Below are 14,370 nucleotides of genomic sequence, written 5' to 3'. Positions count from 1 at the left end.
GGAACGACGATGAACAACGTTGAAACCATCAAAGTGGTCCCGGCGCGCTATCCGTGGCGCACCGTTGGGGCAATTGCGGCACTGTTCGTGCTGGCGATCGTCGTCCAGTCGGTAGCGTTCAATCCGCGCTGGGAATGGGCCGTGTTTGCACGCTGGTTCTTTGATCCGGTGATCCTCGAAGGCGTCGGGCAGACGCTTTTACTCACGCTTATCGGCACCGCGCTGAGCGTAGTGATCGGCGGCATGCTGGCGCTGGCGCGGCTCTCATCGTCGTGGTTGCTCAGTAGCCTGGCATGGGGATACATCTGGTTGTTCCGTTCGCTGCCGCTGATTGTGGTGCTGATTATTCTTTATAACTTCTCCTATCTGTACGACACGCTGTCGCTCGGCGTGCCGTTCACCAGCATCACGTGGGGGAGTTTTGAAACCATCAACGTGCTGGGGCAATTCTCCACGGCCGTTGTGGGACTGACGCTGGTGCAAAGCGCCTACACTGCGGAAATTATTCGTGGCGGATTTTTAGGCGTCGATCACGGCCAGTACGAAGCGGCGGCTGCGCTGGGCTTACCCGCATGGCGTCGCACTTTGCGCATCATTCTGCCGCAGGCGCTACGCACCATTTTGCCTGCCGGATTCAACGAAATTATCAGCCTCGCGAAAGGCACAGCGATGGTGTACGTCCTGGCGATGCCGGAACTTTTCTACACCATTCAGATGATCTACAACCGCACTCAGGAAGTGATCCCGTTGCTGATGGTGGGTGCCGTCTGGTATCTGGTGATCACCACCGTGTTGTCGGCCATTCAACACATAGTTGAACGTGGGCTGGCGCGCAGCGAGCGCCGCTCGGCGGTGAATCAATCTCGTACGTCCAGCCGCGCCCGTTCCGTTACCACGACACAGGAGCCTATCCATGCCAGCCTCTCCTGAAGGACATATTTCGATAACAGGCGTCAGCAAATTCTTTGGGCGTCATAAAGCGCTCGATAATGTGTCGCTGGAGATCCCGCCGGGTTCAGTGACCGTCATTCTGGGGCCGTCAGGTTCCGGTAAATCGACGCTTTTACGCACCATTAATCACCTTGAGCGGGTTGACGAAGGGTTTATACAGATAGACGGGGACTACATTGGCTATCGCCGTCAGGGCGACAAGCTGTACGAGCTGAAAGAGAAAGAGATCCTCAAACAGCGCGTCAACGTCGGGTACGTGTTCCAGAATTTCAACCTGTTTCCGCATCTGACGGTGCTGGAGAATCTGATTGAAGCGCCGATTGCGCATAAGCAACTGAGCCGTAAAGCTGCCGTCGACCGAGCTTACAGCCTGCTGGATGTGGTGGGCCTGCGGGATAAAGCCGATGCGTGGTCGCGGCATTTATCCGGCGGGCAGCAGCAGCGAATCGCCATTGCGCGTGCGCTGGCCCTGCGACCGCGTGTCATGCTGTTTGATGAGCCAACGTCTGCGCTCGATCCAGAACTGGTGGGCGAGGTTCTGGATGTGATCAAAAAACTGGCGCGTTCTGGAACCACGCTGGTTGTGGTGACGCACGAAATAGGTTTTGCCCGCGAAGTGGCGGACCAGATTGTGTTCATGGTGGATGGCAAAATCGTGGAACAGGGCAGTAGCGACGAAGTGTTAAACCGTCCGTCGCATGCGCGAACGCGTCAGTTCCTGTCAAAAGTGCTGTAAGGAGCGAGTATGAAATATGGATTTCTGGCGCTTTTCGGCGTCGTTTCGGTGAGCCACGCGAGCATTGATTTACAGGCGAACGAACAGCCGTTGCCCGTCACCGTCGATCAACAGGCAGTATCAAAGATCCCCCACAACTACAAATTTGTGGAGCCTGGCACGCTGACGGTGGCGATTTCAGCCCTCAACTCGCCGCCGCTGGCCCTGCTGGCCAGCGATAACCGAACCCGCATCGGCAGCGATCCGGACATTGCTCGTCTGCTGGCGGGCAGCCTGGGCTTAAAGCTCAAACTGGTACCAACGGCGTGGGAAGACTGGCCGCTCGGGATCAGCTCCGGGCGTTACGATGTGGCGCTGGTGAATATTGCGGTGACTGAACAGCGCAAGCAAAAGTTTGATTTTGCAACGTATCGCGTCGATTCTCTGGCGTTTTCCGTTAAATCGACCAGTGACGTGACCTCAATCAAAAGTGCCGCCGACCTGACCGGTAAAAAAGTGATTGTCGGTTCCGGCACGAATCAGGAACGTATTCTGCTGGGCTGGAACGAAGAGAACCAAAAAGCAGGGCGAGAACCTGCGCTTCCGGTCTATCTGACCGATGATGCGTCGGGCAATTTGTACATTCAGTCCGGTAGGGCGGATGTGTTTTTTGGGCCGCAGTCGGTATCGGCTTATAAAGAGGCGCTCACGGGTAAAACGCGTGTAGTGGGCTTGGGTCCGAAAAAAGCCTTTGTTGCGACGACCACCAAAAAAGGTAACGAGCTGGTGTATGCCTTGCAGGCCGCGCTCAATGGCGCAATCCAGCGCGGAGAATACCAGAAAGTATTGGCGCGCTGGGGAGAACAGGGCGAGGCGGTGGAACAATCGGAGGTCAATCCCCCCGGCATCACTTACTAACGCTGTGCTTAATGTCGGTCCGTTGAGGTTCTGACACTTATCGAAACTGCACAAGGTGTTAAAGGCTGATGAAATAATCTGATAACCTGGAATACTACTCATAAAGGAGCCTGAAAATGCCACATGTTGATATCAAATGTTTCCCTCGCGATCTGAATGACGAACAAAAAACGGCGCTGGCGGCGGATATCGCCGAGGTGATTATTCGCCATTTCAACAGCAAAGACAGCTCAGTATCCGTTGCGTTGAATCAGGTTCAGCAGGAAGACTGGAAAGCGCAGGTCTGGGATACGGAGATCGGCCCGAAGCTGGATGAGCTGATTAAGAAGCCGGGTTATTCGATGTAATGCTTGTGCCCTGAAGCCGCCGTCCGGCGGCTTTGTTAATTTGCGAGGCGGCTTCCAGCGATTCTCGCTACCGACAATTCCCGCAAGGGGCTCACATTTGTCCAGAATTGTTGAAGCTCGGATGCGCGAAATACCGTGAATTTACCAGTCGGAGCGGGTATCGCGTTCTGTATTCTGTTGAAGGGATAACAATCACGGCACACGTTATCTTGTCGCAGCGACAGGATATCCAGCATTTACTCTTCAGGCGTTTGGTTCAGGCCTGATATAGACCTGTCCCTTCAATCCTTACTCTTTCACATCACCTGTAGCAACGTGTTCAGCAGCCCAGGAAAACGGGCGTCCAAATCTTCTTTGCGCAATGAAATCATATTCTCGCGTCCCTGTGGACGCTGCCAGATCACACCGCTGTCGCGCAATACACGCCAGTGATGCGTCATGGTGGATTTCGCGACTTCCTGCGGACGTAAGGCATTGCAGCTTAACTCACTGCCATCGGCGATCAGGCGCAGAATAGACAGTCTTAGCGGGTTGCCAAGGGCGAAAAGAACGTTTTCCAGCAGTATTTGTTCAGGCTCGGGGTGATTCGGGATCATAGTGCTCCTGGGCGTAATAATCAGGTTGAGCTATACCAATGATAGCCGCTCCCTTAAAAAATAGTTCGTATATACTCGTACAATAGGACTATTATAGCAAACGAACACGAAGGCGACCATCCCGGTCGTCAATCTCAAGTCAAACTGACTAAGGACGCATCATGCCCCGACCCATCCCCCTCGAACGTTATCGCAACATCGGTATCTCCGCGCATATCGATGCCGGTAAAACGACGACCACCGAGCGCATCCTGTTCTACACCGGAATGAGCCACAAATTGGGTGAAGTCCACGATGGCGCGGCAACAACTGACTGGATGGCGCAGGAGCAAGAGCGTGGAATTACGATTACCTCCGCCGCCGTAAGCTGCTTCTGGCCTGGCATGGACAGAGGTTATGAGCCGCACCGGATCAATATTATCGACACCCCAGGTCACGTCGATTTCACCATCGAGGTGGAACGATCCATGCGCGTTCTGGATGGCGCGGTCATGGTCTATGACTCAGTGGGTGGCGTACAGCCGCAGTCAGAAACGGTCTGGCGGCAGGCGAATAAATATCACGTGCCGCGCCTGGCCTTCGTCAACAAAATGGACCGTCAGGGCGCGGATTTCTTCCGCGTGGTACAGATGATGCGTGACCGTCTGAAAGCCAATCCCGTGCCGATTGTGATTCCAATTGGTGCAGAAGAACATTTCACCGGCGTGGTGGACCTCATCAAAATGCGCGCCATTTTGTGGGATGACGCGACCCAGGGAATGACGTTCAGCTATGCGCCCGTACCGGATGAACTGCTGGCGACGGCGCAGGAGTGGCGAGAAAAAATGGTCTCTGCGGCAGCAGAAGCCAGCGACGCGTTGATGGACAAATATCTGGAAAGCGGCGATCTCGATGAAGCCGAAATCATCAGCGGGCTGCGCATCCGCACCATTGCCGGGGAAATCCAGCCCATGTTATGCGGCAGCGCGTTTAAGAATAAAGGCGTGCAGCGCATGCTCGACGCGGTGATTGAGCTGATGCCGTCGCCGCTCGACATTCCGGCTATTGATGGCGTGGATGAAAAAGGCGAACACGCGGAACGGCATCCAAGTGACGACGAACCGTTCTCGGCGCTGGCGTTCAAGCTAATGACTGACCCCTACGTCGGCCAGTTGACCTTTATCCGCGTCTATTCCGGCGTGCTGAAAAAAGGTGACGCGGTGTACAACCCGGTGAAAGGGAAGAAAGAGCGTATCGGCCGCATTGTGCAGATGCACGCCAACGACCGTCATGAAGTGGATGAACTGCGTGCGGGCGATATTGCCGCTTGCGTGGGGCTGAAAGACGTCACGACGGGCGATACCCTGAGCGATCTCACGGCGGTGATTACGCTTGAACGAATGGAATTTCCGGAGCCGGTGATTTCACTCGCGATTGAGCCGAAAACCAAAGCGGATCAGGAAAAAATGGGCATCGCGTTGCAGCGCCTGGCGGCGGAAGATCCGTCGTTCCGGTTGCATACAGACGAGGAGTCCGGTCAGACGATCATTTCCGGAATGGGTGAGTTGCATCTGGAAATTATCGTTGACCGTATGAAACGCGAGTTTGGCGTAGAGGCGAATATCGGCCGTCCACAGGTGACCTATCGCGAAACACTGCGTAAAGCGGTGAGCGATATTGAAGGTAAATTTGTGCGTCAGTCCGGCGGTAAAGGGCAGTACGGTCATGTGGTGCTGAGCCTTGAACCGCTAGAACCCGGCAGTGGTTTTGTCTTTGCTGATGCCACAAAAGGTGGCGTGGTGCCGCGCGAGTATATTCCTTCAGTGGAAAAAGGCCTGCGCGAAGCCATTAACAGCGGGGTGCTGGCGGGTTATCCGGTGGTCGATGTTAAAGCGACGCTGACGTTCGGTTCCTATCATGAGGTGGACTCCTCAGAAATGGCCTTCCGCATGGCAGCCATCTTTGGTTTTAAAGAGGGCGCACGCCGAGCGGATCCGGCGATTCTTGAACCGGTGATGCATGTGGAAGTTGAAACGCCGGAAGAGTACGCCGGAAATATCATGGGCGATCTCTCTTCTCGTCGCGGGATGGTGCAGGGCATGGATGAACGTTTTGGCAGCCAGATTATTCGTGCCGACGTTCCGCTGGCAGAGATGTTTGGTTACGCCACGACACTGCGTTCGATGTCGCAAGGCCGCGCCACCTATAGCATGGAGTTCCACCATTACGCCGAAGCGCCACGCAACGTGGCAGACGATATTATCGCCAGCCGCGCAAAAAGTTAGCGCGGTTAATCTGACCTAAATTAAACCCCACTTCGGTGGGGTTTTTCGTTTCTCACATCGCCACCTTTACGGTGCCGTTTGGGGCGGTGCGGAGCAGGGCACGCAAAGTCTAAATTACAGGGTAAAACCGCCATCACCCACCTGCGCCTGACGATACCATTTCATCAGTTCAGCCGTTCCTGGCTCGCCTTCAGCGGGAGCCCATGCTGCAGAATCTTGCTTTGCTACAGGCTGATATCCCCCGTGTTTCACCTCAAAAATTACGCCGCCTTTATCCATCGACAACACGGCATGCCAGGTGCCAGCATCCATCTCCAGCACCTTGCAATCCTCACCTAACACAACGCGATGGGTCACGTTACCCTTGTCATCAAAATTCAACACCAGAAAGCGTCCGTTCAGGGATGTCAGCAGTTCAAAAGTATGCGGATGGCGGTGAGGGCGAACGTAGGTGCCCGGTTCCATTGCGATAGCCAGGCGCTGCACCGGGTCGCTCAATTCAGGGTGGACGTTTCGATGGGCACGCAAGCGTGGGGAGTTTGCAGCCTGCTCGCTTTGTTGCTGTAAGTCGCTGAACGTGATTTGCTTCATATCTACCTTGTTTGTTTCTGGCGTCGTGCGGCCATTCTCAAGCGAAATTAACCGCGTAACACATCTTTGTCAGGCTGTTACCTGAACAACTGCGAAAAATCATGAATTAACAATACAAATAAACAGGCTGGAAATAGCCATCGTAATATTTCGCGGAGTGCTAAAGCCGTATTAAATGCAATCTTCAGTATTTATTCATTACCAACCTTAATTTAACCTTAAGATGTTCACTTTCTAAAGTTAAATACTGCTTAAGTGACAATAATATGACCAAAATAAAAATATTACCTTTTGTCACCATTAGACATAATCGAGCGTGAATCACTCTTTTCTTTCGGTTTTTTTGATGCGATGTCTGCCTCTTAATATTTTGCTAAGGTTCATCTGCTAGATTGGCTTTAATTTAACAACCGTTTAGGTTGCTGCGTTATGAATCATTCACGTTGTCGTTTCATTTAATTTTCGTGCTTCATGATAAAAACCTGTGCACATTTTATGAATGGAAAAACATATTGTGGACGAACGTAATACGTTGCTGGCTAATTATGGGATTATTCAATGAATGAATTTCTTCCTTTCTCGCGCCCTGCGATGGGGCCAGAAGAACTCGCTGCGGTGAGTGAGGTTTTGCAGTCCGGTTGGATAACAACGGGGCCAAAAAATCAGGCGCTCGAGCAGGCGTTTTGCGCGTTAACGGGCAATCAGCATTCGATTGCGGTCAGCTCCGCGACGGCAGGTATGCATGTCGCGCTGATGGCGCTGGGAATTCAAGCGGGTGATGAGGTGATTACGCCTTCACTCACCTGGGTATCTACGCTGAATATGATTGTGTTACTGGGTGCGGAACCCGTCATGATCGACGTTGACCGCGACACGCTGATGGCGACGCCACAAGCGATTGAAGCCGCTATCACGCCGCGAACGAAGGCGATTATCCCGGTACATTATGCCGGTGCCCCCGTCGATATTGACGCCATTCGCGCTGTTGCTGATCGTCACGGGATTCCCGTCATTGAAGATGCCGCGCACGCTGCTGGCACATATTATAAAGGCAGTCATGTCGGCAATCGCGGCACGGCCATCTTTTCATTCCACGCCATTAAAAATATGACCTGCGCCGAAGGCGGGTTAATCGTGACGGATGATGAGCAACTGGCCAACCGGATGCGGAGTCTGAAGTTTCACGGGTTGGGCGTTGATGCCTTTGACCGGCAGACGCTCGGGCGTGCACCGCAGGCGGAAGTCATTTCTCCTGGCTATAAATATAACCTCGCCGATATTAATGCCGCGATTGCGTTAGTCCAGTTGAAAAAACTTGAACAAAATAATGCGCGTCGTAGAGAAATTGCCGAGCGTTATCTTACGGAATTAGCTGATACCCCTTTTTTACCGCTGAGCCAGCCGACTTGGGCGCATAAGCACGCCTGGCATCTTTTTATTCTTCGGGTGGATGAGGCGACTTGCGGTATTTCCCGCAACGGCCTTATGGATGCATTAAAAGCAAAAGGAATAGGTACGGGCTTACATTTCAGAGCTGCTCATACCCAGAAATATTACCGTGAGCGCTATCCGGCACTGGTATTACCAAATACGGAATGGAACAGCGATCGTATTTGTTCTATTCCGCTATTCCCAACGATGACTGATGACGATGTTACCCGCGTGATCGCTGCCTTGCGTGACGTTGCAGGATATTAAAATGACCAAAGTAGAAGCCATCCACAAAGTCTCCGTGGTGATCCCGGTTTATAACGAGCAGGAAAGTTTACCTGAGCTTATCCGGCGCACGACTGCCGCATGTGAATTGCTCGGTAAAGATTACGAAATTCTGCTGGTAGATGATGGGAGCAGCGACGAATCAGCCAGCATGCTCAGCGATGCCGCGGAAGAGCCGGGTAGCCATATCGTTGCCGTGTTGCTCAACCGAAATTACGGGCAGCACAACGCAATAATGGCAGGTTTTAGCCACGTCACCGGGGACTTAATTGTCACGCTGGACGCCGATTTACAAAACCCGCCAGAAGAGATCCCTCGTCTGGTGGCGAAAGCCGATGAAGGGTACGACGTTGTCGGTACCGTGCGCCAGAATCGCCAGGATACCTGGTTTCGCAAACGCGCTTCGCGGCTGATTAATCGCCTCATTCAGAGCACCACCGGTAAAGCGATGGGCGACTATGGGTGCATGTTACGCGCGTATCGCCGCCACATTATCGACGCGATGTTGCATTGCCACGAACGCAGCACCTTTATACCGATTCTGGCCAACACCTTTGCGCGTAAGGCTATCGAAATCCCCGTGCATCACGCTGAGCGTGAGTTTGGGGAATCAAAATACAGCTTTATGCGCCTGATTAACCTCATGTACGACCTGGTGACCTGCCTGACCACCACGCCGCTGCGCATGCTCAGCGTCTTCGGCAGCATTATCGCTGTGCTGGGCTTTACGCTGTCGGTTCTGCTGGTTGTTTTACGTATTGCCTTCGGTCCGCAATGGGCGGCGGATGGCGTGTTCATGCTGTTTGCCGTGCTGTTTATGTTTATCGGCGCGCAGTTTGTTGCCATGGGACTGCTGGGTGAATACATCGGCCGCATTTACACCGATGTCCGGGCCCGTCCTCGTTATTTTATTCAGCGCGTCGTTAGCCGCGGCTCTGTTTCAACTTCAAAGGAAAATCAACAATGAAAGCTGTCGTATTCGCTTATCACGACATTGGGTGTGCGGGCATTAACGCACTGGTAGCTGCGGGTTATGACATCACAGCAATTTATACCCATCCTGATGCTCCTTCTGAAAATCATTTCTTTGGGTCAGTGGCGCGCACCGCGGCCGAGCACGGCATTCCCGTTTACGCGCCCAACGATGTAAATCACCCGCTGTGGGTTGATCGTATTAAATCCGCGCAGCCGGATGTGATTTTCTCGTTCTATTATCGCAACTTGCTGTGCGATGAAATCCTGAATAGCGCAACGGTAGGGGCGTTTAACCTGCACGGTTCGCTGCTGCCGCATTACCGTGGCCGCGCTCCGCTGAACTGGGTGCTGGTGAAAGGTGAAACGGAAACAGGCGTTACGTTACACAAAATGGTGAGCCGTGCCGATGCCGGTGCCATTGTGGCGCAACATCGTGTCGCTATTGCCCCGGAAGAAACGGCGTTAACACTGCATCACAAACTGACTCAAGCGTCGTCTGACCTGTTGAAAGATATTCTGCCGGTGATCAAAACCGGGCATTTCCCTGAGGTTGAACAAGATCACAGCCAGGCCAGCATTTTTGGCCGCCGTACTGCGCAGGATGGCTGCATTGACTGGCATGCGACGGCGCAGGAGATTGGCAACCTGGTGCGTGCGGTCACTGATCCGTGGCCGGGGGCGTTTGGCTATGTGGGCGGCAGTAAGTTTATCGTCTGGAAAGCACGTGCTCTGGAAGGATTACAGGCCGCGAAAGCGGGTACCGTGTTGTCTGTCAGCCCACTGGTGATTGCTACCGGCAGCGGCGCACTGGAAATCATGACCGGGCAAACCGAAAACGGCGTATACATGCAAGGCTCTCAGCTGGCACAAACGTTGGGTCTGGTTGCTGGCGCGATTATCAGCAGCCAGCCGGTTTCCGCCATCAAGCGCCGCACGCGCGTGCTGATTCTTGGCGTGAACGGTTTCATCGGTAACCACCTCACGGAACGTTTACTGCAAGACGACAACTTTGAAGTGTATGGCCTGGATATTGGTTCCGATGCGATAAGCCGTTTCATTGGCAATTCGCGCTTCCACTTTGTGGAAGGGGATATCAGTATTCACTCCGAATGGATTGAATATCACATCAAAAAATGTGACGTCGTTCTGCCACTGGTGGCGATTGCCACGCCAATCGAATACACCCGTAATCCGCTGCGCGTCTTTGAGCTCGATTTCGAAGAAAACCTGAAGATTATTCGTGACTGCGTGAAGTACCAAAAACGCATTATCTTCCCGTCCACGTCTGAAGTGTATGGTATGTGTAGCGACAAGGTGTTCGATGAAGATCACTCGAACCTGATCGTCGGCCCAATCAACAAGCAGCGCTGGATTTACTCGGTTTCCAAGCAGTTACTCGACCGTGTTATCTGGGCTTACGGCGAAAAAGAAGGGCTGCGCTTTACGCTGTTCCGGCCGTTTAACTGGATGGGACCCCGTCTTGATAACCTGAATGCGGCGCGTATCGGCTCTTCACGTGCGATCACCCAGCTGATCCTCAACCTGGTCGAAGGATCACCGATTAAGCTGATTGACGGCGGGCGTCAAAAACGGTGCTTTACTGATATTAGTGATGGCATCGAAGCGCTGTTCCGGATCATTGAGAACAAAAACAGCAACTGCGACGGGCAAATCATCAACATCGGCAACCCGGATAACGAAGCGAGCATCAAAGAGCTGGCTGAAATGCTGCTGGCGAGCTTTGAAAAACATCCGCTACGCAACCATTTCCCTCCGTTTGCCGGTTTCCGCGAAGTGGAGAGCAGCACGTATTATGGTAAGGGCTACCAGGACGTCGAACATCGTAAACCGAGCATCCGTAACGCTCACCGCTTAATCAGCTGGACGCCAACGGTTGAGATGGAAAAAACGATCGACGAAACCCTGGACTTCTTCCTCAAAACGGTTGAATTGACGGAACCTCAGGAATGAAAAAAGTGGGTCTGCGTATTGATGTCGATACCTGGCGCGGCACCCAACAAGGGGTTCCGCATCTTCTTGAGATCTTAAGTTTGCACGGTATCCAGGCCACTTTTTTTTTCAGCGTTGGGCCGGATAACATGGGCCGCCATTTATGGCGGCTGGTGAAACCGCAATTCTTGTGGAAGATGCTGCGATCAAAAGCCGCATCGCTCTACGGCTGGGATATTTTGCTGGCGGGTACGGCCTGGCCGGGCCGCCAGATTGGCGCGGGTAATGCTGACATTATCTCAGCAGCGGCGGACCACCATGAAGTCGGTCTGCATGCGTGGGACCACTTTGCGTGGCAAACCTGGGCAGGGGTTTGGGATAACGTCCATCTCGAGAAACACATTCGTCTCGGGTTGGATTCGTTGAGCCAAATTATTGAACAGCCAGTGACCTGCTCAGCCGTTGCCGGGTGGCGTGCCGATCAGCGTGTCGTGAAAGCGAAAGAGTCTTTCGGTTTTCGCTATAACAGCGACTGTCGGGGAACGACACCGTTTCGACCGGTGTTAGCGGACGGAAGCACCGGGACGGTGCAAATTCCGGTCACGCTCCCCACCTGGGATGAAGTGATTGGCGAGGGCGTCAGCCGTGAAAACTACAACCGGTTTATCCTCGATCGCATCAAACAAGACGCCGGAACCCCGGTGTACACCATCCACGCTGAAGTGGAAGGCATTGTGATGCGCAAACACTTTAGTGAGTTGCTTGAAATGGCCGCGCAGGAAGGTATTACGTTTTGTCCATTAAGCGAGCTGTTACCTGACGACCTATCGACGTTGCCGTTGGGTAAAGTGGTGCGCGGAGCGATTCCTGGCCGAGAAGGTTGGTTAGGTTGCCAACAACTTATCGACCACTAATCTCAGTCATACGTCTGCTTACCATTCGAATTATTTAGGGTATTTAAGGATGAAATCAGCACAGTATTCGCTCGTCCTGTTATTGGGTTTTGCTCTGCTTTACCTGCTTCCACTTGAGTTTCGTGCGCTGTGGCAGCCTGATGAAACCCGCTATGCGGAAATCAGCCGTGAGATGTTGTCTGCCGGCAACTGGATCGTCCCGCACTTTTTGGATGTGCGCTATTTTGAAAAACCGGTGGCGGGATACTGGATTAACAACCTGAGCCAGATGATCTTCGGCCATAACAATTTCTCGGTCAGATTCGGTGCGGTATTTTCCACAACCTTAAGCGCGCTGATGGTGGCGTGGCTGGCTTTTCGCCTCTGGCGTGACAAGACAGTGGCGGTGCTGTCCGGGGTGATTTTCCTGACCTGTTTACTGGTTTATGGCGTCGGGACGTATGCTGTTCTTGACCCCATGATTACCCTTTGGCTGGTCGCGGCGATGTGCAGTTTTTGGTTAGGAGCCAATGCGCAAACGCGTGCGGGTAAAGCCGGGGGGTACATTCTCCTGGGGCTGGCCTGCGGCATGGGCGTCATGACCAAGGGATTCCTCGCTTTAGCCGTTCCGGTACTGGGCGTCTTGCCGTGGGTGATTGCGCAAAAACGCTGGAAAGAGGTGCTGCTGTTTGGGCCGCTGGCGGTAATCAGCGCCACGCTGATTACGTTGCCATGGGCGCTGGCGATTGCGAAAGCGGAACCGACGTTCTGGCACTATTTCTTCTGGGTTGAGCACATTCAGCGTTTTGCCGAAAATGATGCGCAGCATAAAGCCCCTTTCTGGTATTACATTCCCTTCCTGATTGCGGGCTGTTTGCCGTGGGTCGCGTTATTACCCGGCGCGCTGAAACGCAGCTGGAATGAGCGACATATCGAAAGCGGAACGCTGTATCTGTTGGGCTGGGTGGTGATGCCTCTGCTGTTCTTCAGCATCGCAAAAGGTAAGCTTCCGACCTATATTCTGCCGTGCTTCGCACCGCTAGCTATTTTGTTGGCGCGCCATGCAACACAATTAGTGGCGACACCACGCACGCTAAATGTGAATGGTTGGATTAACACCGTATTTGGCGCAGTGTGTGCGCTGATCGTGCTGCTGGTTCTGGCACCGTGGGGAATCTCGAAACACCCGATTTATGCCAGCCATGAAGTGCTGAAAGTGATTCAGGCGAGCATCGCATTCCTGGTGTGGGCGCTGGTCGGTTACTTGACCACGCGGAATAACGCCCGGCTCTGGCATTGGGCGGCGTTGTGTCCGCTGGGTATCGCGCTGTTAGTCGGTGGCATGATTCCCGATAAAGTTGTCTACTCCAAGCATCCGCAGGCTTTTGTTAATCTGGTGCGCCCGGAACTGGAGAGCAGCCGTTATATTCTTGCCGATAGCGTCGGGGTAGGCGCAGGTATCGCCTGGGAAATGAAGCGCAGTGATATTACGCTTTATGCAAAACCGGGTGAGCTTGACTACGGCCTGACAACCTTTGCTGATGCGAAAGATAACTTTGTCTCTCGCGACGACTTCGCCAGTTGGCTGGCGTTACATCGTAAAAAGGGCAACGTCTCTCTGGTGAAATTGTTGTCGAAAGATAGCGTCCCGGAAGACAGTGACGTGCCTGCGCCTGATAAGGTTTATCACAAAGGGCGTTTTTTACTCTTCTTCTATGAAAAAACACCATGAGTTATGTGCTCATTGTGTTTGCCAGCCTACTGAGTTGTGGCGGCCAGCTTTGCCAAAAGCAGGCCGCCCACACGCGAGCGCGCCAACGTGTTTGGGGCTGGCTGGCGCTAAGCCTGGTGCTACTGGGCTGCGCCATGCTGCTGTGGCTGTTTGTACTTCAGACCGTGCCGGTCAGTGTGGCGTATCCCATGCTCAGCCTGAACTTTATTTTTATCACGCTCGCGGCGCGTTTCATCTGGCATGAGCCCATCTCGCTTCGCCATGGGGTGGGCGTTTTGCTGATCATCGTGGGGATTATCCTCCTGGGAGGGGCCGCATGATGGGGTACTTTTGGGCATTAATGAGCGTGCTGTTAGTCAGCGGTGCTCAGCTCATAATGAAATGGGCGATGGTGTCACTTCCGCCGGTGGGCCAGACCGATGCATTAATGTCGGCGTTTGTGAGCGTGACGCCAGGTGTCGTGGCACTGGTCATCGGTTTGTTCGGCTACGTCTTTTCGATGGGCTGTTGGTATATGGCTTTGCGCCGTATTGCCCTGAGTAAGGCTTATCCGCTGCTGAGCTTAAGCTACGTGCTGGTATGGGCTGCCGCTATCGGGCTACCCTGGCTGCATGAGCCGTTCAGTGTCGGTAAACTTGCAGGCGTGAGCGTAATTTTTGTCGGTCTGTTGCTGGTGTGTTTGCCCGACAAAAAATCGTAGACGTACAGTTCAGGCTCGTCAG

General features: G+C 53.5%; 14 protein-coding genes and 1 pseudogene. 13 read left to right on the top strand and 2 right to left on the bottom strand.

The features are described from left to right. The first annotated feature begins 9 nt into the window (after positions 1-9). The 5 genes and pseudogenes from AC07RN_RS06195 to AC07RN_RS06175 all read left to right on the top strand — a co-directional run. Positions 10-930: an amino acid ABC transporter permease gene (locus AC07RN_RS06195; protein WP_012017477.1), complete on the top strand. Its 921-nt coding sequence runs from the start codon at positions 10-12 to the stop codon at positions 928-930. Beyond that, positions 914-1,687: an amino acid ABC transporter ATP-binding protein gene (locus tag AC07RN_RS06190; protein ID WP_012017476.1), complete on the top strand. Its 774-nt coding sequence runs from the start codon at positions 914-916 to the stop codon at positions 1,685-1,687. Before AC07RN_RS06195 ends, AC07RN_RS06190 begins: the two co-directional genes overlap by 17 nt. A gap of 9 nt (positions 1,688-1,696) precedes the next feature. Beyond that, positions 1,697-2,584, top strand: coding sequence for a transporter substrate-binding domain-containing protein (locus tag AC07RN_RS06185; protein ID WP_012017475.1), 888 nt, complete (start codon positions 1,697-1,699; stop codon positions 2,582-2,584). A gap of 116 nt (positions 2,585-2,700) precedes the next feature. Further along, on the top strand, positions 2,701-2,931 hold the full coding sequence (gene pptA / locus AC07RN_RS06180) for a tautomerase PptA (RefSeq protein ID WP_012017474.1): 231 nt from the start codon (positions 2,701-2,703) through the stop codon (positions 2,929-2,931). A gap of 59 nt (positions 2,932-2,990) precedes the next feature. Then, a pseudogene (locus tag AC07RN_RS06175) lies at positions 2,991-3,197 on the top strand (type II toxin-antitoxin system RelE/ParE family toxin); the annotation flags it as partial. Positions 3,198-3,227: 30 nt separating this feature from the next. On the opposite strand, the gene AC07RN_RS06170 reads toward AC07RN_RS06175, so the two are convergent. Beyond that, a complete protein-coding gene (locus tag AC07RN_RS06170; RefSeq protein WP_012017473.1) occupies positions 3,228-3,527 on the bottom strand; it encodes an ArsR/SmtB family transcription factor in 300 nt (99 codons plus the stop codon). A 161-nt stretch (positions 3,528-3,688) separates the two neighbouring features. Between AC07RN_RS06170 and fusA the strand changes: the two genes are divergently transcribed. Further along, complete coding sequence (fusA, locus tag AC07RN_RS06165) at positions 3,689-5,791, top strand: elongation factor G (protein WP_407437861.1); 2,103 nt, start codon at positions 3,689-3,691, stop codon at positions 5,789-5,791. A gap of 114 nt (positions 5,792-5,905) precedes the next feature. Here fusA and AC07RN_RS06160 read toward each other — a convergent pair whose 3' ends face one another. Further along, on the bottom strand, positions 5,906-6,382 hold the full coding sequence (locus tag AC07RN_RS06160; RefSeq protein WP_478335889.1) for a WbuC family cupin fold metalloprotein: 477 nt from the start codon (positions 6,380-6,382) through the stop codon (positions 5,906-5,908). Positions 6,383-6,940: 558 nt separating this feature from the next. Between AC07RN_RS06160 and arnB the strand changes: the two genes are divergently transcribed. From arnB to arnF, 7 genes are read left to right on the top strand one after another with little or no spacing between them, the layout of a single operon-like run. Then, on the top strand, positions 6,941-8,080 hold the full coding sequence (gene arnB, locus AC07RN_RS06155) for a UDP-4-amino-4-deoxy-L-arabinose aminotransferase (protein WP_478335888.1): 1,140 nt from the start codon (positions 6,941-6,943) through the stop codon (positions 8,078-8,080). 1 nt (position 8,081) lies between these two features. Next, the gene (arnC, locus tag AC07RN_RS06150; RefSeq protein WP_012017469.1) at positions 8,082-9,065 is read left to right on the top strand and encodes an undecaprenyl-phosphate 4-deoxy-4-formamido-L-arabinose transferase; all 984 of its coding nucleotides are present in this window, start codon (positions 8,082-8,084) and stop codon (positions 9,063-9,065) included. Continuing rightward, entirely contained in the window at positions 9,062-11,044 is a 1,983-nt protein-coding gene (gene arnA, locus AC07RN_RS06145) for a bifunctional UDP-4-amino-4-deoxy-L-arabinose formyltransferase/UDP-glucuronic acid oxidase ArnA (RefSeq protein WP_478335887.1), read from the top strand. The genes arnC and arnA overlap by 4 nt, the downstream gene beginning before the upstream one ends. Beyond that, entirely contained in the window at positions 11,041-11,937 is an 897-nt protein-coding gene (gene arnD, locus AC07RN_RS06140; protein WP_478335886.1) for a 4-deoxy-4-formamido-L-arabinose-phosphoundecaprenol deformylase, read from the top strand. The genes arnA and arnD overlap by 4 nt, the downstream gene beginning before the upstream one ends. A gap of 49 nt (positions 11,938-11,986) precedes the next feature. Beyond that, positions 11,987-13,648: a lipid IV(A) 4-amino-4-deoxy-L-arabinosyltransferase gene (arnT, locus tag AC07RN_RS06135; RefSeq protein WP_478335885.1), complete on the top strand. Its 1,662-nt coding sequence runs from the start codon at positions 11,987-11,989 to the stop codon at positions 13,646-13,648. Continuing rightward, positions 13,645-13,968, top strand: a complete 324-nt coding sequence (gene arnE / locus AC07RN_RS06130) for a 4-amino-4-deoxy-L-arabinose-phosphoundecaprenol flippase subunit ArnE (RefSeq protein ID WP_449554441.1) — start codon at positions 13,645-13,647, stop codon at positions 13,966-13,968. Before arnT ends, arnE begins: the two co-directional genes overlap by 4 nt. Continuing rightward, positions 13,965-14,348: a 4-amino-4-deoxy-L-arabinose-phosphoundecaprenol flippase subunit ArnF gene (arnF, locus tag AC07RN_RS06125; RefSeq protein WP_478335884.1), complete on the top strand. Its 384-nt coding sequence runs from the start codon at positions 13,965-13,967 to the stop codon at positions 14,346-14,348. Before arnE ends, arnF begins: the two co-directional genes overlap by 4 nt. Positions 14,349-14,370 lie beyond the last annotated feature (22 nt).

The sequence above is a fragment of the Lelliottia sp. GFLA7 genome (genome assembly GCF_056490165.1).
Note: the sequence above shows the minus strand (reverse complement) of the source record. Positions and strands in the feature narration are given on the sequence as shown.